Genomic DNA, 23,511 nt, shown 5'->3' on the forward strand with positions numbered 1-23,511 from the left:
TACAATGAGGCTATGCATACCAACCCCACCATCGAAGCCTATAACCAGTACGCGCACAATTATGATGAAGGGGTGACGACGTTCTGGGATAATTTTCCGCGGACGTTCATCATGGCTTTCGTGGAGCGCACGCCGGGGCGGCGGGTGCTGGATGTCGGCAGTGGCAGCGGTCGTGACGCGGTGCTGCTGCGTGAGCAGGGCCTGGAGGTGGTCTGTCTGGATGGTTCGCAGACGATGATCGATATGACGACCCGGCTTGGTTTTGAGTCGGTGCTGTCAGATTTTGCCTATATTGATTTTCCGGCAGCCTCATTTGACGGCATCTGGGCATATACCTCATTGATTCATATTCCTAAGGCTGAAGCGCAGACTATCATCGGGCGGCTGCACGGCCTGCTGAAGCCGGGTGGCAGTTTCGTGATGGGTGCCATCGAGGGTGAAAGCGAAGGTATGGTGCAACATTCTTCCATGCCCGGCGCCGCCCGCTACTTCAAGCGGTATGGCAAGGAAGAATTGCGCCAGATGATTGAGCCGCTCGGCTTTGAGCTGGTGCATGCCGAGGATTACCAGCCGCACAACAGCGTCTACGTGAATCAACTCTATATAAAGTCTAGTTGAAGGACCCGGTCCGCACCTCGCCATCACGTTTGTACGAAGCGACGATGACGCCCGACGGCGTAACGAGCGAATCAGTCAGCGTATAAGCGGCTGGCACCGTACCTTCGCCGAACAGCCGCTTGCCCTTGCCAAGGGTAATGGGGAAGATCTTCAGCCATAGCTCGTCGGCCAAGTCGCCCCGCAGCAGGGTCTGGATGAGGTTGCTGCTGCCGTGTACCTGCAGGTCGGGGCCGTCCTGGTCCTTGAGGGCCTGGATTTCGCTGGCGACGTCACCGCTGATCTGGACGGTCTTGTCCCAGCTGGTGTCTACGTCGCCGTTGGAGACCACGTACTTGGTGGCTTTGTTGAAAGCGTCAGACGTCTCGTTCTGCTGCTGTGGCCAGTAGCCGGCAAAGATGTCGTAGGTCTTGCGGCCCAAGAGCAGGTCAAAGGGCGGAGTCATCTGCTTGTCCATGACCTGGCCGGCCACGTCGTCGAAGTAAGGCACGGTCCAGCCCTCCAGGTTGAAGCCGCCAGAAGGATCCTCGCCCTTGCCGCCAGGGGCCTGCATGACGCCGTCGAGTGATATGAATGTAAGGATAATCAATTTGCGCATACTCTTATAGTAGCAGTTTGGGGGCTGAATGATAGTCTGTCATACAGCACGGAAGCTACGACGCAGCACCAAGAGCCCAAGCAGTCCACTGAGGACTGAAGCTATAACTATGCTAAGCTTGGCAACCGCCACCAACTGATCGCTCTCGAAGGCCAGCCCGGTGATGAAGATTGAAACGGTAAAGCCGATACCCGCCAGCAGCCCCACGCCGCCGATATGATGCCAATTGACTCCGTTGGGCAGGTGGGCCAGTCCAAAACGCACCATCAGCCAGCTGGCGGCGGTGATGCCCGCGACCTTGCCAATGAAAAGACCGCCGATGATGCCAAGGGCAAGCGGCAGCGCTGCGATATGCTCCAGATTGCCGGCAGAAAGGATGATGCCGGTATTGGCGAACGCAAAGAGTGGGATGACAAAAAGGGTCGAGATGGGAATCAGGAAACGTTCTGTGCGCTCGGCGATGGAAGGGCCGCTCCCGGCCAGCGGCGCGATGACGCCCATGACAATGCCGGCGATGCTGGGGTGGACACCGGAGGCGTTGATTGCCAGCCATATAAGGACGCAGCCCGCAATGTAGAGGGACATGTTCAGCCGCCCAAGCTGACCTAGCAGCAGGATGATAAGGCTGGCTACGGCCGCGATTGCCAGCATCGGCAGGCTGATTCCCGAGCTATAGAAGAGGGCGATGACAAGTACTGCGCCGATATCATCGACAATAGCCAGGGTGAGCAGGAACAGGCGAAGCGATGCTGGTACCCGGCGCCCGAGCAGCGCCAGGACGCCCACGGCAAAGGCGATGTCGGTCGCCATGGGGATGGCCCAGCCGCCCGCCGCTTCGGTGCCGGTATTGAGCGACAGGAAGATCAGGGCTGGTACGACCATGCCGCCGATGGCTGCTGCGAAGGGCAGGGCGGCCGTTTTGAGTTTGCGCAGCTCGCCGCGGAGACATTCGCGCTTGATTTCCAGCCCGACTACCAGAAAGAAGATGGCCATCAGGGCATCGTTGATCCAGTGCCGCAGGTCCTTGTGCAGGACCAGGTTGCCGATACCGGCGCTGGCATCAAGGTGCAGTATCGATTGGTACAGTCCTGCCAGGGGCGAGTTGGCTGCGATCAGTGCCAGGACGGTCGCGCCTATGATGAATTTGCCGCTGATTGCCTCGTCCTTCAGCAGGGTGGTCAGAAGCTGCGGGACCCGCGCCGGATGTAATTTTTTCAGTATCGCTTTTGTATGTTGCACAATAAATATCCAATCAACTTTAACTAGTGCGCCGACCAGACTTCCCAGCTCTCCTTCCTCCATTGTAAATAAATATTTACATATGCACAAAAACATTGCATCATACAGTAGGTGTCAATCTGACAATCGTGCACCACAGCGCACCGACCAAAGGAGAAAACGATGCTGGGCATACCGTCCCGCGCCGAGGCCGTGGAGCAGTACCCGGATTACGCCGAGGCTGTCCGCCGCGATGACCTGGCCTTGCAGTTGCTGGGTCTGCGGCAGATCTTCCTGCGGGTGTCGGCCCACAACCACGTGGCCGAGGCATACCGCGACGCCGGCCTGATTGAACGGTTCATGGCGGCCGGCGAGATTACCCGGATCAACCCCAAGCGGGTGCCGAAACGGGTGGCCGAGCGGCTCAATCCCCGCTGGGTGCTCGAACGGTACGTGGCCGCCATCGGGCGGTACCGCACCGTCCTGCAACAGGCCCGCGACCTGCTGGACGTGCCGACCGTGACCGTCATCCAGACGACGGCGCACCTGCCGCTCGGCGGCCTGTATGACTGCGTCGCCGTCGAAGAGGTGGTGACCGACCAGGTCATCGGTGCCGCCGGCATCTCTGTCGAGCCGGGCCGGGGCAGGGGATGGCAGTACTCGTTCAACCTCTACGAGCTGGCCATGCGGCTGCTTGATGAATTCGAGCAGCAGCTCGGCCTGCAACTGGAGCGGGCACTGACACCTTTCGAGCAGATCGTGGCCATGGTGCGGGTGGCCACCGGCATGGAGGAGGAGGGCAACTTCCAGTTGGTCGACGGGCGGCTTCCCGCACTCTACTCTGCCCGCAGCGGCAGCATGGAGATCGCTGAGGGCCACCCGGTGCAGCAGCTATTCCTGCGGCACGCCGCCCTGACGGCGGAGAGCGACATTGCACTGCGGTTCGACGACCAGTACTTCGCCCTTGGCCGTGGTGCCGGGCGGGGCATGGTGCCGTCCGGGTGTCTGCTGACGGACGAGCAGCGCTTCCACCATCAGCAGCTCGGGCATCGGATGGCGCTCCGGCGGCAGGTCGTCCAGGCGGTGGCCGAAAGCGGCCAGGCTGTCATCCACGGCGTTGCCTACCGGCCGGAAGCCATCGTGATGGAGGACGGCGTGACAAGCGGCTATGCCGCCGATGGCACGGTCCACCAGGAAATCGTCAATCTCCTGGGCGTGCCCGTCCGCCAGCAGGACGGCACGGTCGTGCTGCCCGATGCATGGGCGGAAGAAGAAGTCGAACTGGTCACCGCCTATCTGGACGGTGACGAAGAGGCGGTAGAAGTCCTGCTGTCGGTCTACGACCTCGATGCCTCGTCCGGCCACTCCTCGCGCGGCAAGCGGCTGGCACAGCTGGCGTACGTGACGCGGCCGCGCGACTGACGGCCGTACTGGCAACCCGGGTGGTTGCGCTGGGAGATGTTCCCGGCGCAACCACCCGCTTTTCATGAGAAGCAAATATCAGGAGGCTGGCTGGATAAGGCTGCGCAGCAGCTGCGCGCGGTTGGTGAACATCGATGTGTCGCCGCCAAGCGCCATGATGGCGAATGTCTCGGCAAAGTCCTCGTGGGGCATCTCGGCGGCGAAGCGCGTGGGGGCAAGTGCCTTGTCCTTCTCCTCCAGCCGCCATGTATTGTGCGCAAGCTTGCCGTCTCCGATGACGCGGTGGCGCCAGCCAAGACCTTGTTGGAAATACGAAAAACTATTCGTCCGGCCGTTGATGGCGAACCAGGCGTGGTGCTTTATATCAATACCAAGGCTTACCGCTTCTGCGAGCGTGCCGATGTCCATGGCATGCGCCATCTCGTGCGCCAGGGTAAGATCGAACAGACTGACGCCTGGACGCCCGGTGAAGTAGGGCGCGTAGTCCCCAAGGTCGGGCTTTTTCAGCCTGCGCAGGCCGGCCAGATTGACGCGCACCACGCGCGAATACGGGTTGTATGTGCCGCCCCATTGGAGGGCTTCGCCCATATCGACCAGGTCGATACCCTCCAGCCGCTGCACGATCCGCTCCCGCGTAAAGGCGGCCACGGTATGGCAGGCGCCCTCGATAGCCAGCCGCTCATCAGTGCTCAGCAGCCTGCCCGTGAGGTTACGAATGGTGATGCTGCCGGTATCGCGCTGAAAGGTCAGGGTCTGGCGGACCTTTTCCTGCACAGGAAGATCGCTCAGCCTGACCGGTGCTGATTTCGTAGTCATGGTACCGCTATTATAACGTGAGGCTGCTCAAGCCAAAAGCGCTATAGGCAGGCGGCACTATTTTATATACACTATCAGTATGAAGAAGGGGCAGCGGGGCTTTAGTGCAGTTGAAGGGGTGCTTATTGCTGCCTCGGTCATGGCTGTCGGTGTCATCGGCTGGTCTTTCTACAATAACAGCGCGTTCAAACCAGTGGCAGGCCAGGCGGCAGAGCCCGGTCCGCGCAGCCAGGCCAAGGAGCGCACGGTGCCCGGCCCCGTCGCCGAGCCCGAGCCGACCGTCAAGCACAAGCACAAAGAGACAGGCATTGCTTTTACTTATCCCAAGGACTGGAAGGTGGCCGAGCCGGCCGTCGATAACGGCGCGGTGGTCTACCGTTTTCAGGTTTCCAGGCAGGTCACGGCTGAGACGGCCAAGCAGGACGAAACGAATATCGGGCGCTATAAGCACAATCTCCTGCTCGATTTCGAACTCCTCTCCAGCGGCTTTTATGACGGCTTCGCCAAAGATAACCAGTTCGCGCCTGATGACAACAAGCAGCTGCTGGGCGATATCATCGTGGCGGGCAAACGCCTGAAGCTGGTCGCCTACATGGCGGACGAGAAAATCAGTAGCGTCAATGTCGTCGAGTGCCGCTCGGATGACCTGTGCGACCTGTACGTCAGTTTTGGCCGCGGCAAATATGCGCTCATCAGCATCGGCTCGCTGGTAGGACAGCAGGCCCCGGATGTGACCATAGACCCTGACTCAAAAGAGTACAAGGCACTGCTGCAAGTAGCCGAATCAATCAAACTATAGTTTCAGGCATTCGGCGGTGTCGTGCGGATATGCGCCACCCGCTTGTGCTGCATGCGGCCGTCGTGGTCGACGTCGTATATAAGGATGCTGCCAAACAGCATTTCTATGCCACCGATGCCCTCATCAGAGATATCCTCGATGTATTTCACCAGGGCGCGGATGGCATTGCCGTGCGATACCACTAGTACGTTCTTGCCGGACAGCAGCTCCGGCAGGATGACCTGGCGGTAAAAGGGCACTGCCCGTTCATACACCATCCGCAGGCTCTCGCCGCCCGGCACGGGATAGTCCCAGTCGCGGCGCAGATGCCTAAAGACATCCTCGCCAAGTTTTTCCTTGACCTGCCACTTGTTGAGGCCGGTGTATTCACCGTAGTCGCGTTCGTTAAGGGCGGTGTCGCGCCGGTAGGGCACGTCGAACTGCTGGATGGAATCAAGCATGCCGGACATCGTCTCAAAAGTACGGATCTGCTGTGAAGTGAAGGCGATGTCAAATTGGATATCGCTGACGGCCTGTCCGAGCAGAGCGGCTTCATGGAAGCCTTTCTCACTGAGGTGGACATCCCGCGTGCCCGACCATCTGCCCTCGGCATTCCATTCCGATTCGCCGTGGCGGGCGATGACCAGCTTGCCGGGCCTAGTATCCGGAGCGCTGACAGCGTTGGGTGTTTCGCCGTACCAGAAGCGGATCATGTTATCGGCAGTGGTACGGTTGATGCGTTCCAGTGCCTCGATGGTATTGAAGGCGTTGTGCGGCGTAATGATGACATTGGCAAAGCGCTTCAGTACATCCAGCTGCAAACTTTGGGCGGAGGTCTTGCCGCTGAGCGTATCTTTGTTAAGCACCTGCAGCTCCTTGTCCAGCTTCAGCAACTGTTCGCCTTCCAGCACATCCAGGCCGGCACCGGCAAGGCGTCCGGTGCGCAGGGCATCGATGAGGGCACGGGTGTCTACCAGTTCGTCGCGGGCGGTGTTGATAAGTATCGCGCCAGACTTGGCTTTGGAAAGGAAGGCGTCATTAATGAGGTGATGGTTGTCGCCGGTGTACGGGCTGTGCAGGCTGATGATGTCGCTGCGCCCGGCCAATTCGTCCAGGCTGACCAGCTCGACACTCAACTCCCGGGCAGCTGTCTCATCGGGGTAAGGGTCGTAGACCAGCACTTCCATGCCGAAAGCTCGGGCGATGCCGGCCACATGCCGCCCGATCCGTCCCATGCCGATGATGCCCATGGTCTTACCGGCCAGGTCGGTGCCCATGATGGCAGCCTGGTCATATGTGGCGGCCTGGACGGCCTGGGTCGTCGCCTGCAGTTTGCGTGTCAGGCTGAGCAGTAAGGCGAACGTGTATTCGGCCACGGTCCGCTCGCCGTAGCTGGGGACGTTGACGACGGTGATGCCATGCTCGCGTGCTGCCGCCATATCGATGTTGTTGTAGCCGGTCGAACGGCAGGCAATCAGCCGCAAGCGGGGCAGCCGCTCGATGATCTCCCGCGTGACGGTGCTGCCGATGAATACCGAGATGATTTCTGACTCGGGGTGCAGATTATCAAGGGCAATCTGATCCCGGCAGTATGTCCAGTAATGGTCGGTGGGCTGCAATAAGGCGGTCAGCTGATGTTCGTCCAGCGGCGTCGCGTCATAAATAGAGATATAAGCCATGCATAAGCATTATACGGGCTGGAGGCCGTCCGGCTCAAGGGCCGCGCCCCGTCTGTTATGATTGAGTCATATGTAAGGAATATCAATGAAATCTCGCGTCCTGTCCCTGCTTGACGAACTTGCCGTACCATACCGCTGGGTCGACCACCCCGCGGTATTCACCGTGGCCGAATCACAGGCCGTCCTTGACGAGCACCTGCCTGTCAAGAACCTGTTGCTCTGCGAGCAGAACGGGCCGCGCCGGATACTGGTAGTGATGGCCGGCGAGCGGCGGCTGGACCTGAAGGCACTGCGCGGACAGCTAGACAGTAAGAAGCTGCAGTTCGCCAAGCCGGAGCTGCTGTTGGCGTCGCTTGGCGTGACACCGGGTTCCGTCTCGTTGTTCAGCTTGCTGCATGAGGGGGCCGGCGAGGTGGAACTGGTGGTCGACGAACGGCTGGTAGTGCACGAGGGTGAGGTGGGCTTCCATCCCAGTGACAACACTGCTACTATCTTTTTCCCGGCGGCCAAGTTGCGGCGGGTGGCCGAGGCGCTACGACAGAGGGTCCGATTTATCAGTTTGTAGACAGGCGTCGTGGCATTGTTATTTCACGTGAAACATTTTATGATACTGTGCAGCCCATCCTAACGACAGAAATGAGGCACGGTGGTGTTATTCGGACCGGCCAGCCCGACATGGCGGTCACGCGGCGCGGTAGCCGCCGCACTTCTGGTAGTGCTGATGCTGGTGGCCGGCCTCGTGCTGGCCAGCCGGACATCACCGTTCGACGACAGGGACAACCGCACCAGTACCGGTGCAATGCGCACGGATGTGCGGTACGAGGGTCATGAAAGCATCATCCTCAATGGCAGCACGCCGATCGCCGACCGGAAGCTCCTGGTGTCACTGGTGACCACAAGGTGGCAGGAAGGCCCGCCGGAGCATACTCTCGACGGTTTCATCGGCAAGACGGCGCCAAGCCGGCCGATCATCGTCGATACCGGGTCGCAGCCAGCGGTCCGGCTGCAACTGCCGTTGGAACAGCGGGCCATCGAGGATATCGCCGGCCGTTTTGCAGCCGCGCCCACCAGCGAGCTGATCCCCGGTGTCAACATCATGCCGGGCAGCTTCAGTATGCTGGCGGCGGCGAACGCCGACGATTTGGTGGCGGGGCGCTTCGACGCTGACGCACTCAGCGGACACCTGTACGAGCACCCGCTGCTTTACCTGGAGCGCGGCGACGAACTGCGGGCGGTGCTGGTGACGACGGCCGCCGACGTCTCGCCGGAGCAGGCAGAGGGGTGCCGCAGCAAGTACGGCGCCCAGCCCGGCCAGTACTTTTGGACGCCGCGGGGCCTGATGAGGTACGAGCGGGTTGAGGGGTCGTACGTCGCCGAAGACACGCAGTACCGCACCTGGACGGCCCGGCCGATCAGCCAATCCTGCACCTGGAGTACGCTGAAGGGCAACTGCCTGCACAAGGCCGCACCGCGCCCGGGCGAGTCGCAACTGCTGGGCCAGGCGGCGGCCATCGCCGTGCTGCCGTCAGCGATGCTGCAACTCGACCGGGAGAAGCCGGGCGGCGGCGGAGCGCGTGACATCCGCACCGTGCCGACGGTGACGGGAGCGGGCGGGCAGGTGGCCGAGTATATCGCCCTGGGCTATAGCTCCGGCGTCAACCCGTCCAGTCCGACATCCTTCGCCGAGCTCATGTTCCGGCAGATGCGGTCGGGCGGCAGCGTGTTCGGCGTGGATACGCTGGTCAAGCTGCCGACGGTGGAGATGGCGTAGTGCGGCGCCAAAAGCCGGGAGGCGGGTGGTGTGCGCACCGTCCGCCTCCCGGCGTTATTTATTCAAACGTATTGCAGCTGGTCGGCGCGCCGCTGTCGTAGCCGCGGTTGAACCAGGTGGCCCGCTGCTCTGATGAGCCATGCGTCCAGGTCTCCGGGCTGACCTGTCCTTGCGTTTTTTGCTGGATGCGGTCGTCGCCGACGGCTTCGGCGGCATCGATGGCTTCGCGGATTTCGCCCGGCTCAAGCACGCCGGCCTTGGCGACCGAACGGCTCCAGATGCCGGCAAAACAATCCGCTTGCAGCTCCAGGCGGACTGACTGCTCATTGCTGTTACCGGCGGCCTGCACCTCCTGCATGACGCCCAGTTGCTGCTGCACATGATGGCCAACCTCATGGGCGATGACATACGCTTCGGCCACATCACCGCCGCTAGCGCCGAAGCGGTTTTTTAATTCGTCAAAGAACGTCTCGTCAAGGTATATGGTCTGGTCCGCAGGGCAGTAATGCGGCCCGACGGCCGAGGTGGCGGCGCCGCACCCGGATGAGGTGGCGCCGCGGAAGAGCACGAGGCGCGGCTCCTGGTACGACAAGTTATTACGGCTGAATATACCGTTCCACAACTCATTGTTTGATCCAAGCACCTTGGTGGCGAATGTTTCATAACTGTCCTCACCGGCAAACTCGCCGGATTCAGCCTGCTGGCTTTGGCCTGGCACGGTCTGCAGCTGCTCCAGGGCATTCTGTACCACCGCCGGGTCGCCGCCCAGCAGGCTGACGGCGAGCGAGATGATGATTCCCAGTGCGCCCAGGCCGCCACCAATAAGGCCGGGACCCAGGCTGCGCCGATCCTCAACGTTGCCCCGACTGGTTATCTTATCCCAATAGGCCATGTCTTTTCTCCACGTTTACTGGCCTCATAGTACCTGCAGCCTTGCGATACAGTATGTAAGAATTCATATAGTGTCATGAGCGCGCCGGCGGTGTGTCCATAGCCGCCACAGCAGACTGCCGGCAATGGCGATGCCGATACAGGCGGTGATGGCACTGGCGGTGTTGTTGATCAGGTTCTGGATTTCATCGTAGCGGTTGGCCGCCAGGTAGCCGATGGTCGCCAGCAGGAGCACGTCGATGGCGCTGCCGAGGATAGTCAGTCCGGCAAACGCACCGAGCGGCATACGCCGGAACCCGGCCGGCACCGACACCGCCGTCCTGATGCCCGGAATGAAACGGCCGAAAAAGACGGTCATACCGGCGTGGCGGTCGAACCAGCGGCCGGCCCGTTCGATGTTGCTACGGGTCAGGCCAAGCCATTTGCCGCGGGTGTCGATGAAGCGGTAGACGGTCTCCTGGCTGGCCTGGCGCGCCAACAGATAGACGGCGATTGATCCGGCGGACGTGCCGATGGTGCCGGCCACGACCGCCGCCGGCAGCGACAGATGTCCGAACGAGGCCGCCGAACCGACGAACGGCATGATTGATTCGGAAGGGAAGAGGGCCATGACAATGGTGATGCCAAGGTATTTGAGTGAAATGATAAGTTCGACGGCGTATTCGTACATGCAAGGGTATTCCACCTACCAGTATAGCGCGAAAGCCGGCGTGGCAGTTATGCCGTCCCGCCGCAAGGTTTCTGCTATCATGTGGGTATGATTTCCCACAAAAAGAAAACAGCAAGCAAGACTCCACACAAGACAGCCGGCGGAGCATTTCCCGCCCGGGAGCTGCTCGTCGGTATCGCTGCCATCCTGGTCGTGTCGGCTGCGGCTATGGCATATGCCATCGGTCAGGCGCAGGATCAGACGGAACCGGCCGGCGAAGCGATCATCGATGTCGGCAACGGCCAGACGCATGACGGCAGCCAATCCGTCAAGAAGCCGGCAGACGGCGACCTGACCCAGTTGAGTCAGGTCTCGATGGACATAAAGGATGACGGCTACAGCTTGCCGGACATCACCATCAAGCAGGGTACTACCGTCACCTGGACCAACGTCGGCACGCCAGGCCATAACGTCATGCAGGAGCACGGCGGCGATGGCCATGCCCACGATGCGCCAGTGCTCAGTGAAGTCCGGCCCTATATCCTTGCCGGCGCGGCACTGGGCAAGGGCGAGACGTACAGCTTCACCTTTGAAGAGACGGGGACATTCCGCTACCACTCCGCGGATAACCACGCGCTGCAGGGCGTGGTGACGGTCGTCGAATAGCTATCGGCAGTATGAAAAAACAGCTCTGGGATATCCTAGAGCTGTTTCAGTTCCGCCAGCAGGTCGATGGCGCCGCCGGTCTGGTGCCGGCGCAGGAAGGCATCGATCTCGGCCTCGGCCCGGCGCTCGGCATTGCTGCGGTAGCGGAAGATGGTCTTTTTGGTCTGATGCTTTTTCATAATCACTATTAAACACGTTTGCGGCGCCCGTGCCAGTGAATTTTCTTACCATAGCCTGCTGACGTGATAGAATAGGGGAAGATTATCAGACACAAACATGCATATGAATATCGCTGAAAAGGGCATCAGTATACGGCGGCACGGGGCAGGCTTCACCATTGTGGAGCTGCTTATCGTCATCGTCATTATCGGTATCCTGGCAGTCATCGCCATCGGCGCCTTCAGCCGCGCCCAGGATCAGGCGCGTACCGCCACCATCCAGTCCGACCTTAAATCCGCCGCCAAGCAGCTGGAGCAGGCTAAAGCCGACACCGGTAATTATCCTGCCACCGGCAGCGGCTTGCCCGCCAGCCCCAACACTACGTACCAGTACACCTACAACGCCGGCAGTGACACCTATTGCCTGACGGGCCTGAACGGTTCATCGGTCTACCGGGTCAGTAGCGAGAACCGCAGCCCGGTCAGTGGGAACTGTGCCGTGCCGTTGACCAATCTGGTAGCCAACCCGAGCTATAGCGTCAACTCGACCAACTGGACGACCGGTGGCTATGGCACTGGCGGCGTGGGATCCACGGTCCGGACGGCAGGTATCGGGCCGACCGGGGGCTATGCCATGCGCAGCACCTGGACGACGGCTTCGACCGCCGCCGGCCACTCCAGCGGCGTGACGACTAACACGGCTCTTACCAACGGTGCAGTCTATACGGCGTCGTGTTATGTACGGTCCAATCAGGCTATCACGTCGGCCATGGTTCGGACGCAGGCGGGCTCCTCTACCTACGATTCGCCCGCCGCGACGCTAGTGCCCAACTCATACGCCCGCCTCTCGCATACCTTTACCGTCAACTCGGCCAACACATCGTTCACCGTCTCCGGCCGCATCAACAACCTGGCAGGCACCAGCGACGGCCTGACCTTCGACGTCTCCAACTGCATGCTCACCGCCGGCCCTACACTATACACCTATGCCGACGGCGATTCGCCCGGCTGGACATGGAGCGGTACGGCGGGCGGCTCGGCTTCGAGCGGGCCCTCACTCTGATGGCCAAGACCCTGAGCGATACCCGTGTCGTCGGCACTTCTTTGCTCGTCAGTATCTCTGATGTCGTCCTTAACCTGTTGGTGGCTGCGGCCACCGGCAGTACGGTGCTGATATCCCAGGCACTCCAAGGGCTTTCCGATCTGCTGACCGGCGGCCTGTTGCTGCTCGGTGTCAAGCGCTCCAAGCGGGCGGCCGACCGGGCGCATCAGTTCGGTTATGGCCGCGAAGTCTTCTTTTGGGTGCTGATGGCCGGCGTGCTGATGTTCTTGGGCACCGGCGGGCTTTCGGTGTACTTCGGGGTGCGGCAGTTTATCGATCCGGCACCGATTTATAACGTAGCACTGGCCTTCATCATGCTGACCCTCGGCCTGGTATCCAATTTCTATTCCTTCAGCCTGAGTGTCCGGCGTTTACACCAGACCAACACCCATTCCGGCTGGTGGTGGCAGCTGCGCCATTCCAGCATCGTCGAAACCAAGGCGACGCTGCTCATCGACTTCTTGGGCACTGTGGCCGCGCTACTGGGTCTGTTGGCCATGACCTGCTACCTTGCCACGGGCGATTCGCGGTTGGACGGGCTGGGCAGTATCGCCATCGGCCTGGTGATGATGGTGGCCTCGTTCTATCTCATCCGTGATGTCCGCGACCTGATCGTCGGCCGTTCCGTCGACCCGATGCTGGCCGGACGCATCATCGGCACCGTCGAGTCGGTCAGCGGCGTGCACTCGGTGCTGGACTTGCGGACGATGTATCTGGGCTCAGGCAAGCTGCTGATCATCCTGGAAGTCCACATCCATGATGGCCTGAGCACGGATCAGATTGAAAAAATCATGGACGATGTCAAGCGCCAGGTCCGGGATGAGATTCCCGAGGCGCATCATATCCAAGTTGAAGTAGAGACGCCGGACAGTGAATTATATAAGTGATATAGCATACTTCTTATGTTTTGTCAAGGGGTTTAGCTTACACCCGAGCCTGCTACAATAATGCCAATGAGTCATCCGCATCACCATCAAGCACTGCGCAGGCGGCGCACTGCCCGGCGGGCCAAGAAGACTGCGTCCGGGCGGGGATTGGCGCTGCTTGATAAGGCCATTATCGTGCTGGGCCTGCTTAATACTGTCGCGACGTTGCCGCAGGTGCTGCAGATCTGGATCGGGCGGGATGCCAGCGGCGTGTCGTTATTTTCGTGGGCATATTACGTCGTGTTTGCGGTACTGCTGCTGATATATGGCATCGCCCACCGCGAGAAACCGATCATCGTCACGTATTCCGGTGGTGTCGTCTGCTATTCATTAATCGTCGTCGGTATCGTATTGTATAGCTAAGTAAAGCGGGTTCGGTGGGCGCCTGAAAGGGAGGCCATATGAACAGATTGCCGGTATGGAGTGAGCGTGAGCGGCCGACGACGGTTCTTATTGACCACCCCGAGGATGGGCGGGACATCTACACTTTGCCGCCGGGGGATGAGGAAAAGCATCCTGACTATCTGGCGTGGGTCAATGGGCACCGGCAACATCTACAGGGGCTGTTTGCTGCTATTCATCCGCAGACAGCCGAGCGGCTGGCGGCACGCGGCATCGAGCTAAGCGATGTCAATGATACGGTGGCTGACATTACCGGCCGGCTGCCGTATCCGGAGCGCCGCATCATCACTGCATCTGACGCGCGTGGTAACGGCTATTACCGTGAGGCGGCGGCACAGGGCTTTTATGACCTTAATATGAAAGAGGGTGACTGGGAGGCATACGCCCAATTCCAGCACGTACTGCAGTTTATCCGCCTGCGGGGTGGCTATATCAACCGGGCGCCAGTGCCGGATGTGGTTGATACGGTGGCGAACATGCTTGGCCGTGCGGCGCTGTGCACGCATGTGTACACGCACATCGACTACACAGGCGAGCGGCCGGCGGTATATAACTGGAACGGCTATGCCTGGCGGTATGATGATGAGTATGTGGGCCAGTGGATAGAAAATGCCTCGGCGGCCAAGGTGGCGGCGGTAACGCGGGCGCGGCTTGGCGTCGGTGGCGGGCGGGTAGACCTGGGGGAGTCCCTGGCGGCACCGTACCAGGAGCGGCGGGGCTTCGGGGCGGGGGCTGTCGGCGCAATGACGCTCGATGTACTGAATACGGCCGGCGGTCACGGTAGCTCGGCTGGTCTTTATGAGCCGATCTGGCGCTTCATGGCGAGTGGACAGGATGAGGGGCACCGGGATGAATTGGCGGTCATGGTGGCACAGGCGACTGATCTGGCCATGAGCTTGGAGGAGCTGGAATCACAGATTGAGACAGTGGATGGCCTGCCGCTGGAGTTTTTGGAACGCGTGGAAGAAGTCTGCGGCGTTGAAGCAAGCCGGCGCCCGTCAGGGGCGGTGCGCCAGCTGGGGGTGTACTGATGGTGAGGGCCGGGGTCGAAGGGCGGCTGCTGCAGGCGCTCTCGTTGCCGAATGAGCATGACCGGCTGATTCCGCGGCATGGCTTGCCGGCAGATACTGATTACGCGCGCCGGATCGTGGCAAGTTTCGCGCTGTTCACCGTCATGGCGGCCCGCGAGACAGCTGGTCACAGTGCCGCATCCTACCGTAAGTTTGATGTCGGGGCGGAGAGGTCCCGGGCGTCAGTTTCCAACTGGGGCGGGAAGCGGCAGCGTGGGATGCAACGGTTGTTCCGTATCTTTCAGCGCACTATATGCACCCTCAGGTCTATGATGGAGAATCTATCCCTGATTCATCCGTGCCGTCCTCATCATCTTCGTAGCGATCAGTGTTGAGTGGCGTGCTGTCGTCCGCCTGCGGGTTATCGGTATCAAACTCACCACTGACGGGCAGGTGGCCATCGGCGTGCGGGTTGGATGCGGTATCGTCATCTGTCATGAACATACTCCTTTTTAATGGTTACTTACCGGTCATGGGGTGTGTACGGTGCTGCCGCCAAAGCATCAGCCCGGCACCGGCCAACGCTACCAGGCCTGCCGTCGCGACGCCGACCATCTTATTGAGCTGGTCGGCCCGGATGCGCCGGTCGCGCCAGCCGCCAGCAACGCCCGTGTTGCCGATGAGCGGGGCAAAGAGGTTGCCGGCGGTCTTGTCTTCGGCATGTTCGCCAAGGTGGTCGCGGTCGTAAAAGGCGGCCATCTTCTGCTCGTAACGGCCAGGCATCAGGGCGTACTCCAATGCCATCAGTTTGCCGGCAGGGCCGATGATGGCTTCGCGCCTGGGGTGCTTGGCCAGCTTGACGATGTGTTTGGCCACATACCCCGCATCGTAGACCGGTTCCAATGCTACGACTTCGCGGTCGGTGTGGTTGGCGGCGTTCTGGAATAGGTTAGTATCGACCGAGGCCGGCATGACGGTGGTGACATGGATCGCATCAGCCAATCCGTCCAGCTGCAGTTCCATGCGCAAACTGGCCGAGAGGCCGCGGATGGCGTATTTACTGGCCACATAAGCGCTGGTGTAGGGCTGGGGTGCCTGGGCGGTGACCGAGCTGACGTTGATCAGGGTGCCATGCCCCTGGTGCTTGAACTGTTTGATAGCGGTACGGGCGCCATGGATGTAGCCAAAGAGATTGGTCTCGATGACCCGGCGGTACTCGTCGGACGGGGCGGTCTCGAATTTGGCAAAAAGCGAGACGGCGGCGTTGTTGACCCAGATGTCGATATGGCCAAAGGCCCGGATGGCCATTTCGGCCGCTTTCTGCACGGCGGTCTCGTCGGTGACGTCGGCGACGGCGATGACGGCACGGACGCCCTGCTCCTCGCACTCTTTAGCAATGGCGTGCAGCTCGGCCTGGCGCCGGGCCAGCAGCGCCACGTCGTATCCCTGGCGTGCAAATTCCAGCGCCGTCGCCCGGCCGATGCCGCTGGTGGCGCCGGTGATGAGGGCTACCCTGTCCGGGCGTTCCCGGGGCACGGTGTCCTGGGCATGTTCTGTGATGGTGTCTTTCTGAGCCATATGCGACCTCCTCTGATTATTTACGTATCCTGACCGGCTCGACGTCGAACCGCAGCCGCTGGACCTCCAATGCCGGTGGCAGCGGCCTGGCGGGTGCTAGCCGGTAAGCATGCTGTAGATTGAAGTGATGCGTCTCGAGCAGATTGCCCAGCATGGCACTGGCCAGTAGTAGAATCAGCTGTTTATCGGGGCTGTCAACGGGTTCTGCCGTGAATGTTGCCAGCTGCCAGCGGCTGGCAGGCCGGCGGTGCAGCCAGCGTTCAGGGGCGAAGCGGGCGTCACGCGCCGCTGAGGCGGCGGTGTGTATATCGAGCGGCAGGGGCGTGGTCGGCCAAAGCCGCATGGTCTCGACGACGCAGGCCTTGATGAAGGAGAGGGCGGTGCGGCCCGTACGGTCGGCGGCCAGTTCCTGGCGGGCGTCGGCCGCATGCGCCGGGTGGGTCGACAACAGGGCAAGGGTGCGGTAGACGGTGACGCCGACCGGGTCGAACGAGGCCAGCCACTCTGGTGAGTGGTCATGGGTGGCAGAAGCACTACCTGACCGCTGAACGGCCATGAACCGTGCCAAGCTGCCTGGTTCGGCCTGTTGCAGGTAGAGCTGGATGCGTTGCTGCAGCTGCTGATGGCTGTCCTTGCGGCGTAAAAGCACCATCAGGCGGCTGGTGCGGCTGCGCAGTCGCGATAGCGTGTCAGAGATCTCGTGGTTATCCCGGGCGGACTGGCCGAATGCCACGCGACGCATCATGCGGTCCCAGCTTTCAGAAAAATCATCCCAGCCCAGTTCGCCACGCCGTTCGACCCGGCCTAAAAGTCCGGTGGCCTCCTCGCGGACGGCGGGAAGCAGCGTCCGGGCCAGATGATGGCTGGGGTTGTGCATGGTCCAGCGCAATAACGCAAGGGCCGGCACGACGGCTGTGCGACGGAATGGCAGACGTAAAGAGCGCCGGTACATAGCCAGGCGCTCCAAGCTGAGGCGTTCGGTAATCGCTACCGCTCCCAGTGTCCGTTTCAGTGCTGGTAGGTGGTGAGTGGCCTGCTGTGCCATGGATACTCCTCGTTAAAGCCTCTCATCTCAATATAGGCGGGCAGCAGTTGCCCGGCAGTAAAAATTTTCACGCAGGGCGCCGATGGACCACCGGCAGCGTATAAGAAAAAGGACCGCCAGGGGGTGCGGTCCTTTTTATAGGGTGTAGGGTCAGAGCGACAAGTTGTAAGATAAACTGCTAAGTGTTATCGCTGCCGCGGTGGCTATTCTTGCCACCCTTGGCCTTGGCGGCGGTCGGCTGGTTCTTGCCGCCCTTGGCACCGGCGGCAGCGGCCTTCTTGCGGTCGTTGGCAAAATTAGCCGGGTTATTTTCCTTGCCTTGAGCGTGTCCGCCCATGCTTGCAATCTCTTTCTGCCGTTTTTCGTCCATGGATGCAAAACCTCTGTCTGATGTAGCCATATCATGACCTCCTTAATCGTTAGTTTGCATGGACTATAGTAGCCATTCTGCCGGGCTGTCACTATAAGATATCTAATCGCTTATGTGTAATGCCGAGCCGCAGCCTGGTAGTGAGAAAAATTATTGCCGGGTCAGCTTCCAGCTGTCAGGCTGGGGGCAGATAAGAGGTATCACACATATGTCCATGAACGCCCAGGTATATCATAAAGTTTCTACCGACGCACTGACGTCCATATTCAAAGAGGGGCTGCAGCACGGCAGTAAGGGCGAGCACAGCCATGAAGACCACGCCGAGAAGACCAATGCCTATCTTGATGAGCGCATGCCGGTCGAGTTTAAGGACACCGGCCTGAGCCGCCGCGATAATCTGTACTGCTACCTGTTGCTGGACGGCCACGTGTCCGATGTGGAAACCGGCGCGGCAGTACCCACTGACACTTGGCGGCCGGAAGAGGGCAAGGCCGTTCTAAGACTCGACATCGATCCGACCGCTGCCTATGTCGGTGATCTTGATGTCTACGACGGTCTGGCCGAAGCCATCGAGGCCGGCCGCCCGGAGGCGGAGCTCGAAGCCCAGGCGCACTGGTACTGGCAGACCGTCCTGCGGCTCGACAAGATCCTCAAATATTACGAACTGGCTGATCGCGGGCTACAGGTCATGCCCGGTGCTCTGCCCGGTCTGCCGCGGCTACTGGGGCGCGTCGAGGTGTTGCTGACCCGGAGCGTGCCGCCAGAGTGTATCCAGCGGGTCTAGCCGGCTTCCTGGCGGTGTGGTACCGTAAGGGAAAGTATTAACACACAAACACAACACAGCATGGAATTCCAGCAGGATCAGAAGAACCTTTCATCGTTATGGTGGTACATACCGCTCTGGGGGTTCTTCGTATATATGTTCATCAGCATCCTGTCCTTCGGCCCACAGGGAACGGACAACATCGCCGTCAATGTGATGCAGACTATCGATTTCGGTATCCACGAGACCTCACACCTGGCGGTCGGCTTCTTTCCGCCCATCATCGTGGCGCTGGCGGGGTCGATGGGGGAAATCATGGTCGGTGGTCTGATGACCTTTGCCGGTTTTCACAGCAAGAACCGCTTTGCCGGTATCTTCGGCATGCTCTGGTTGATGCTGGCCTGTCATTCTGTCGGCACCTATATCGCTGACGCACGGGCACAGCAGTTGCAGCTGGTCGGCCCAGGCGCCGACCCTAAGCACGATTGGCATTTCATTCTGGAGCAGTGGAACATGCTGCCGGCCGACACGGCCATCGGCGCATCCGTCCGTGGCCTCGGCAGCCTAATTGGGCTGGCTGGCCTGTTGCTTGGACTCTGGATCATCATTCAGATGGTCAGACGGGCCTTCGCGGCAACGGCATCAGAAGAGGAGGCGGCAGCCAATGCTGCGCTTGACCCGAAGAAAGACATCAATCCGTATATCTACCAGCCGCAGTCTCAGCGCAAACAGCTGCCAGGCCTGTTCGACTACGCCGATAAGGCCGAACAGCAGCCCGTTGACGCCGCGCATGGAGAGCGGAAATGACATCGCTTAGCTAATGCGGCCAGCCCGGTCAACCTTGTGATGATAGCCCTCACCGACGCGGCCGCCGGCGATGGCTGCCATCAAGGTCAGCAGCAGCGTGACAATCAAGGCTAGGATGCCACCGTCGGAATAGGTGACGCCGTTGACCGGGATGTTGGGGAGATTAATCTGCTGCAACAGGTTGTACTGGGCGCCCAGGACGGTGCCAAGCAGCGCGGAGGCTATGATAGCCAACAGCCCGATGACCCAGACGCCGGCCCCTTGCCGCCCACCGTCAAAGCGTGACATGCGGCCAGCCACATAACCGCCGGCAAAGTACGCCAACGTCAAGGCCAGGGCGAGCAGGATGCCGCCTACCAGCCCGATGGTCTGAACCGCTTCGGGTTGCTGACCCAGATCCTCGATGGCGGTGTTCGTGGTCAGCGCGATGACCGTGCCGCCAGCCGAGATCAGTGCCAGTAGCAGTACTGAAATAGCCACGGCCACCAGCCAGCCGTAAAAGGCGGCGCCACCGTTAAAGCCGCCGAACTGAGCTCGTTGCTGCGTCTCGTCCACTGTCTGGGTCCGGATGCGGTGGTTCGGGCGGGCCGGCCGTTTGTGGGTCCGTTCGCCATCGTGTGCATCCCTGTCGTGATCGTGCTGTCGTTCGTCTGCCATGCCTACTCCTTCTGTCGTATTAGCGGTACTGCCGGGCGGCAGGCCGATGTACGTCTTAGTGTAGGCGGAAGCGCGCGGTACTTCAGTAAAAAATTTTACAACATAAGACGTACGTGACGCAGCCGTTTGAGGGTCAGAGGTTGTCGCGCACCAGCGTGATGACATCGTTGGGAGTCAGTGATGCCTTGAGTTTGTAGCCGTGGATGCCCAGCTCCATGACTTCTGATATTTCCTCGCCGCTGGACAGATTGCTCAGCACAAAGACCTTTGTGCCGGGCGCGGTCTTGGGTAGGTTGGCAGATTTTAGAAAGCCGACACCATCCAGCACGGGCATCATCAGGTCGAGCAATATGAGGTCGTAGGGTGGTGCGGAACGCTGTACCTTATCGAGCGCCTCCTGTCCGTTGGCAGCCGTATCGACATTGAACTTCTCGGCCATCAGCGCGATAGTGAAAGCTTCGCGCAACATGGCTTCATCTTCAACCAGCAGGATGCGGCTCATCGGACTGCGCCTTTCTTTTGCGGGTGCAGCGGCAGGCGTACCTCGAACGTCGAGCCGGCTTGTGGTGCCGATTCAACGCTGATAGTACCGCCATGCAGCTTGATGATCTCGGCCGCCCAGTACAGACCCAGGCCGCTGCCGCCGACACTGTCACTCAGGGCATTGGGGATGCGCGAGAACTTCTCGTAGAGCTTGGGCATGTCATCAGCATGGATGCCGACCCCGGAATCAGCTATGGTAATCACCACGAAGTCATCCTGTCTGGCCAGCGTGACATGGATCTTACCGCCGTCGGGCGTGTATTTACTGGCGTTGTCTATCAGGTTCTCCAGCACCATCCGCAGCCGCAGCGGGTCGACGGCGGCTTCTATGACGCCGGCATGTTTCTCGTAAGTCAGGGTCTGGCAGCGGCGTTTGAAGGTGTCGACGGTCTCGTCTATGACGTCGCCCACCAGGCTATCAATATCACTGGTCTCATGGCGCAGCACTACTTTGCCCGCATCGAGCTGGGCGGTGTGCAGCAGGCTGTTGACCATGTCGATCTGGCGGTCGTTGCTGTCGTAGGCTTTCTGAATGTAGTCGAACTGCTGCTCGGTCAGCGGGCCGGCGTAGCCCTGTAGGAGCAATCCTAAAAACTGCTTGACGCCGGTCGCGGGTGTCCGCAGCTGGTGTGACGCCAGCGAGACGAACTCATCTTTAATGGTATTAAGACGCTCCAGCTCGGCACGCTGTGCCTCCAATTTGTGGTTGGCGCGGAGTAGGCGGTCGGCCTGCTGCTTGCGGTCGGTGACGTCACGGGTCACCTTGGCAAAACCGACGTGCTTGCCATCGGCATCAAACAGGGCGGTGATGACGACGTTGGCCCAGAAGCGGCTGCCATCCTTGCGGACGCGCCAGTCCTCGTCCTCGATACGGCCATGCTTGATGGCATCGACAAGTTCACGGGCCGGCTTGCCGGCGTCAAGGTCTTTCTTGGGGTAAAAAATAGAGAAATGCTGTCCGAGAATATCCGTCTTGGTGTATCCCTTGAGATTCTGGGCGCCGATATTCCAGCTGATGATATGGCCGGTGGAGTCAAGCAGGAAGATGGCGTAATCACGGACACTCTCAACCAGCAGCCGGTAGCGTTCGGCTTCCAGGGCGGCTTTGACGGTGGGTCGAGGGGTTGATTTATCGGGTACTGCCATACACTTTCTTTGCTGCCCTTATTAAAGCAGAAGGGGCAGCCGATTGATACGGCAGCAGGACAAATTGCACCATACGGCGGCGTTTACGGTGCGTACTGATAGATAGAAACCCAGTCGACCAGCAGATTGCCATCGTTGTTGCCAAAGCCACGGGTGTCGGCCTGCAGCTGCCAGCGCATCGGGGTCTGCGGTACCCACTTGGTACTTTCCAGGACGACGGTATCGTCGAGCAGGAAGGTCATCTTCTCCGGTGTCCATTCGATGGTGTAGGTGTGCCACTCCGTGAAGCGGGCACCGACCTCGCGGACCTGTTCCTGACAGTCATAGCACGAGCCCTCGCCGGCATAGTGGTGGAAGCCGCTGACCGTGCCGTCAAGGTAGCCTTCGGGAAAGTCGGCTTCGCCATCGGCCGGCCACCGTTCGGATTGCGGCCAGAGGACGCCGGCGAAGTAATATTCACGCAGGTGCGGGTTGTCAACCTTGAGCCGGACGGAATAGCGACCGTACAGCTGGTGTTGATCCATCAATGCCGGGTTGATGATAGGCGACGGGTTGGCGCCTGCCGGCTGCCCGTCGACAGTATGCAGATGGAAGCGCAGCAGGCCGTTCTTAACGCTCAGGACCTGGTCGGCCCGATAGGGACGCTTGCCGTAGAGATCGTTGGCACACATCGGGCTGGAGCGCCACTGCTGCCCCTCGGCGCCGGTGTAGGCGACGCGGTAGAAATCACACGGGCTGCCCCAGTCGCCGGGGTCGGTGTCTTTATTGAAGTCGTCAAAGAAGACATGCTTCCATCCGGGCAGGTCGCTCTTCGGTACGGCCTGGCCGGAAGGGTTATTGACCTTCGGAGCCGGCGCGGGCGCAGGAGCTGCCGCTGGTTGTTTGACCTGCTGCTGAGCGCCCGGCGCGACAGTCTCGGTCACGGCGACGGGAAGATCCCATTTCTGTTTCTGGGTAGTGTTGCAGGTGGAGGTGTGGACGGGGTTGCCGTTGGTGGCCAGTCCGTTGCGGTTCTCGAGGCATAGCCGGGTGGCGACGTTGACGATAGTGCCGTTCGTCTTTGTCATCCACTGCTGGGAGGCGGCGGCGGTGCACTCGGCAACGACGGCCGGTGTGTTAGAGGTCCGTTCACCGTCGCGAGGCATCAGGCACTTGTCCTGGACGCGGATAGTGCCATCACCGGGCAATGACCACTGTTGGGCGCGGGTGCCGTTGCAGGTGTAGAGCTGAAGGGCGTTGTTGTCGGTGGTAGACGCGCCTTTGTTGTCGAGGCATTTGCCGTTGGCATTGCGGATAGGGCCGCTGGCAGTAGAGGCAAACGTCAGCACGACGAACGAAAGACTGGCGGCAGTCACGATGCAGGCGAGGGCGGCCAGGAACAGATTGCGGCGGTGCCGCATGGCGCGTGCCCGGGCTTTCTTGCCGACGGTGGGTGCGCCATTGTAGGTAATGATGGGCATGTGGGCTCCGGTGTTTGTTTTCTTTGGGCTTTACCTCAGTTAACCACGCAAGGTGGCAATTGGCAAGCCTGTCAACCTTATGAAGCGGCCGGTTTTGACTTTGGTGCCAGCAGTATCGTCTGGCGTGGACGGCGGATGCGCTGGCTGGCCAGCCGCACGGGAGCCGCGGCAGCTTTGGCGCGGGACCATAGCAGCATCTTCTTGCTGGTGCTGCAGGTGGCGGACAGGCTGAACGATGCGATCTTTGGCATGGCAGTAACTCCCTTGATAATGATGTGCTCATCATACGGCTGTGTACTGCGGCCCGCAGTAAGGTTTTTTATAGTCACGACTATTTCATCACAGCCGATATGTGAGCCAGCTAACATCTCCGCCGCATCCAAGAGGTGATAATAGAAAATGTATGATGCACAGTGTCCAAACCGCCATTAAGAAATACAA

General features: G+C 60.4%; 28 protein-coding genes. 12 read left to right on the plus strand and 16 right to left on the minus strand.

Features of this window, described 5'->3' with window-relative positions; translation table 11 throughout:
• Positions 1-12 precede the first annotated feature (12 nt).
• Positions 13-618, plus strand: a complete 606-nt coding sequence (locus JNJ66_01320) for a class I SAM-dependent methyltransferase (GenBank protein ID MBL8159074.1) — start codon at positions 13-15, stop codon at positions 616-618.
• Here JNJ66_01320 and JNJ66_01325 read toward each other — a convergent pair.
• Both JNJ66_01325 and nhaA read right to left on the minus strand, forming a co-directional pair.
• Entirely contained in the window at positions 611-1,213 is a 603-nt protein-coding gene (locus tag JNJ66_01325; protein ID MBL8159075.1) for a dihydrofolate reductase, read from the minus strand. The genes JNJ66_01320 and JNJ66_01325 overlap by 8 nt on opposite strands.
• A gap of 39 nt (positions 1,214-1,252) precedes the next feature.
• Complete coding sequence (gene nhaA / locus JNJ66_01330; GenBank protein MBL8159076.1) at positions 1,253-2,452, minus strand: Na+/H+ antiporter NhaA; 1,200 nt, start codon at positions 2,450-2,452, stop codon at positions 1,253-1,255.
• Positions 2,453-2,614: 162 nt separating this feature from the next.
• On the opposite strand from nhaA, the gene JNJ66_01335 reads away from it, so the two are divergent.
• Positions 2,615-3,853 carry a hypothetical protein gene (locus JNJ66_01335; protein MBL8159077.1) on the plus strand — a complete coding sequence of 413 codons (1,239 nt, stop codon included), beginning with the start codon at positions 2,615-2,617 and terminating at the stop codon, positions 3,851-3,853.
• A 78-nt stretch (positions 3,854-3,931) separates the two neighbouring features.
• Here JNJ66_01335 and JNJ66_01340 read toward each other — a convergent pair whose 3' ends face one another.
• Positions 3,932-4,669: a hypothetical protein gene (locus JNJ66_01340; GenBank protein ID MBL8159078.1), complete on the minus strand. Its 738-nt coding sequence runs from the start codon at positions 4,667-4,669 to the stop codon at positions 3,932-3,934.
• 79 nt (positions 4,670-4,748) lie between these two features.
• On the opposite strand from JNJ66_01340, the gene JNJ66_01345 reads away from it, so the two are divergent.
• Positions 4,749-5,468 carry a hypothetical protein gene (locus tag JNJ66_01345; protein MBL8159079.1) on the plus strand — a complete coding sequence of 240 codons (720 nt, stop codon included), beginning with the start codon at positions 4,749-4,751 and terminating at the stop codon, positions 5,466-5,468.
• A gap of 2 nt (positions 5,469-5,470) precedes the next feature.
• On the opposite strand, the gene JNJ66_01350 is transcribed toward JNJ66_01345, so the two are convergent.
• Complete coding sequence (locus tag JNJ66_01350; protein MBL8159080.1) at positions 5,471-7,126, minus strand: 2,3-bisphosphoglycerate-dependent phosphoglycerate mutase; 1,656 nt, start codon at positions 7,124-7,126, stop codon at positions 5,471-5,473.
• 85 nt (positions 7,127-7,211) lie between these two features.
• Between JNJ66_01350 and JNJ66_01355 the strand changes: the two genes are divergently transcribed.
• Both JNJ66_01355 and JNJ66_01360 read left to right on the plus strand, forming a co-directional pair.
• Complete coding sequence (locus JNJ66_01355; protein ID MBL8159081.1) at positions 7,212-7,691, plus strand: prolyl-tRNA synthetase associated domain-containing protein; 480 nt, start codon at positions 7,212-7,214, stop codon at positions 7,689-7,691.
• A gap of 81 nt (positions 7,692-7,772) precedes the next feature.
• Positions 7,773-8,897: a hypothetical protein gene (locus JNJ66_01360; GenBank protein ID MBL8159082.1), complete on the plus strand. Its 1,125-nt coding sequence runs from the start codon at positions 7,773-7,775 to the stop codon at positions 8,895-8,897.
• 58 nt (positions 8,898-8,955) lie between these two features.
• On the opposite strand, the gene JNJ66_01365 is transcribed toward JNJ66_01360, so the two are convergent.
• Together JNJ66_01365 and JNJ66_01370 are read right to left on the minus strand one after the other, a co-directional pair.
• Entirely contained in the window at positions 8,956-9,789 is an 834-nt protein-coding gene (locus JNJ66_01365) for a neutral zinc metallopeptidase (protein MBL8159083.1), read from the minus strand.
• A gap of 63 nt (positions 9,790-9,852) precedes the next feature.
• Entirely contained in the window at positions 9,853-10,458 is a 606-nt protein-coding gene (locus JNJ66_01370) for a DedA family protein (protein MBL8159084.1), read from the minus strand.
• Positions 10,459-10,545: 87 nt separating this feature from the next.
• Between JNJ66_01370 and JNJ66_01375 the strand changes: the two genes are divergently transcribed.
• Entirely contained in the window at positions 10,546-11,103 is a 558-nt protein-coding gene (locus JNJ66_01375) for a hypothetical protein (GenBank protein ID MBL8159085.1), read from the plus strand.
• Positions 11,104-11,138: 35 nt separating this feature from the next.
• On the opposite strand, the gene JNJ66_01380 is transcribed toward JNJ66_01375, so the two are convergent.
• A complete protein-coding gene (locus JNJ66_01380; protein ID MBL8159086.1) occupies positions 11,139-11,282 on the minus strand; it encodes a hypothetical protein in 144 nt (47 codons plus the stop codon).
• A 103-nt stretch (positions 11,283-11,385) separates the two neighbouring features.
• On the opposite strand from JNJ66_01380, the gene JNJ66_01385 reads away from it, so the two are divergent.
• The 4 genes from JNJ66_01385 (at position 11,386) to JNJ66_01400 (ending at position 14,722) form a co-directional block, all read left to right on the plus strand.
• A complete protein-coding gene (locus JNJ66_01385) occupies positions 11,386-12,324 on the plus strand; it encodes a carbohydrate binding domain-containing protein (protein MBL8159087.1) in 939 nt (312 codons plus the stop codon).
• Positions 12,276-13,250 (plus strand): cation diffusion facilitator family transporter, encoded by a 975-nt coding sequence (locus JNJ66_01390; GenBank protein ID MBL8159088.1) that lies wholly within the window; start codon positions 12,276-12,278, stop codon positions 13,248-13,250. Before JNJ66_01385 ends, JNJ66_01390 begins: the two co-directional genes overlap by 49 nt.
• A gap of 66 nt (positions 13,251-13,316) precedes the next feature.
• Entirely contained in the window at positions 13,317-13,652 is a 336-nt protein-coding gene (locus tag JNJ66_01395; GenBank protein MBL8159089.1) for a hypothetical protein, read from the plus strand.
• 38 nt (positions 13,653-13,690) lie between these two features.
• Positions 13,691-14,722 (plus strand): hypothetical protein, encoded by a 1,032-nt coding sequence (locus JNJ66_01400; protein MBL8159090.1) that lies wholly within the window; start codon positions 13,691-13,693, stop codon positions 14,720-14,722.
• A 306-nt stretch (positions 14,723-15,028) separates the two neighbouring features.
• Here the strand turns inward: JNJ66_01400 and JNJ66_01405 are convergent, their stop codons facing one another.
• From JNJ66_01405 to JNJ66_01420, 4 genes are all read right to left on the minus strand, one after another.
• Complete coding sequence (locus tag JNJ66_01405; GenBank protein ID MBL8159091.1) at positions 15,029-15,199, minus strand: hypothetical protein; 171 nt, start codon at positions 15,197-15,199, stop codon at positions 15,029-15,031.
• Between the two features lie 21 nt (positions 15,200-15,220).
• On the minus strand, positions 15,221-16,279 hold the full coding sequence (locus JNJ66_01410) for an SDR family NAD(P)-dependent oxidoreductase (GenBank protein ID MBL8159092.1): 1,059 nt from the start codon (positions 16,277-16,279) through the stop codon (positions 15,221-15,223).
• A gap of 16 nt (positions 16,280-16,295) precedes the next feature.
• Positions 16,296-17,324 (minus strand): hypothetical protein, encoded by a 1,029-nt coding sequence (locus tag JNJ66_01415; protein ID MBL8159093.1) that lies wholly within the window; start codon positions 17,322-17,324, stop codon positions 16,296-16,298.
• A gap of 178 nt (positions 17,325-17,502) precedes the next feature.
• A complete protein-coding gene (locus JNJ66_01420) occupies positions 17,503-17,724 on the minus strand; it encodes a stress-induced protein (protein MBL8159094.1) in 222 nt (73 codons plus the stop codon).
• Between the two features lie 178 nt (positions 17,725-17,902).
• On the opposite strand from JNJ66_01420, the gene JNJ66_01425 reads away from it, so the two are divergent.
• Positions 17,903-18,478, plus strand: a complete 576-nt coding sequence (locus JNJ66_01425; GenBank protein ID MBL8159095.1) for a hypothetical protein — start codon at positions 17,903-17,905, stop codon at positions 18,476-18,478.
• Between the two features lie 60 nt (positions 18,479-18,538).
• Positions 18,539-19,264, plus strand: coding sequence for a hypothetical protein (locus tag JNJ66_01430; GenBank protein MBL8159096.1), 726 nt, complete (start codon positions 18,539-18,541; stop codon positions 19,262-19,264).
• A gap of 6 nt (positions 19,265-19,270) precedes the next feature.
• Here the strand turns inward: JNJ66_01430 and JNJ66_01435 are convergent, their stop codons facing one another.
• The 5 genes from JNJ66_01435 to JNJ66_01455 form a co-directional block, all read right to left on the minus strand.
• Positions 19,271-19,921: a hypothetical protein gene (locus JNJ66_01435; protein ID MBL8159097.1), complete on the minus strand. Its 651-nt coding sequence runs from the start codon at positions 19,919-19,921 to the stop codon at positions 19,271-19,273.
• A 133-nt stretch (positions 19,922-20,054) separates the two neighbouring features.
• Positions 20,055-20,423: a response regulator transcription factor gene (locus JNJ66_01440; GenBank protein MBL8159098.1), complete on the minus strand. Its 369-nt coding sequence runs from the start codon at positions 20,421-20,423 to the stop codon at positions 20,055-20,057.
• On the minus strand, positions 20,420-21,610 hold the full coding sequence (locus JNJ66_01445) for a PAS domain S-box protein (protein ID MBL8159099.1): 1,191 nt from the start codon (positions 21,608-21,610) through the stop codon (positions 20,420-20,422). The genes JNJ66_01440 and JNJ66_01445 overlap by 4 nt, the downstream gene beginning before the upstream one ends.
• 83 nt (positions 21,611-21,693) lie before the next feature.
• Complete coding sequence (locus JNJ66_01450) at positions 21,694-23,070, minus strand: ricin-type beta-trefoil lectin domain protein (protein MBL8159100.1); 1,377 nt, start codon at positions 23,068-23,070, stop codon at positions 21,694-21,696.
• Between the two features lie 77 nt (positions 23,071-23,147).
• Positions 23,148-23,321 (minus strand): hypothetical protein, encoded by a 174-nt coding sequence (locus tag JNJ66_01455; protein MBL8159101.1) that lies wholly within the window; start codon positions 23,319-23,321, stop codon positions 23,148-23,150.
• Positions 23,322-23,511 lie beyond the last annotated feature (190 nt).

The sequence above is a fragment of the Candidatus Saccharibacteria bacterium genome (assembly GCA_016789455.1).
In the GTDB taxonomy this organism is placed as follows: domain Bacteria; phylum Patescibacteriota; class Saccharimonadia; order Saccharimonadales; family Saccharimonadaceae; genus CAIJKY01.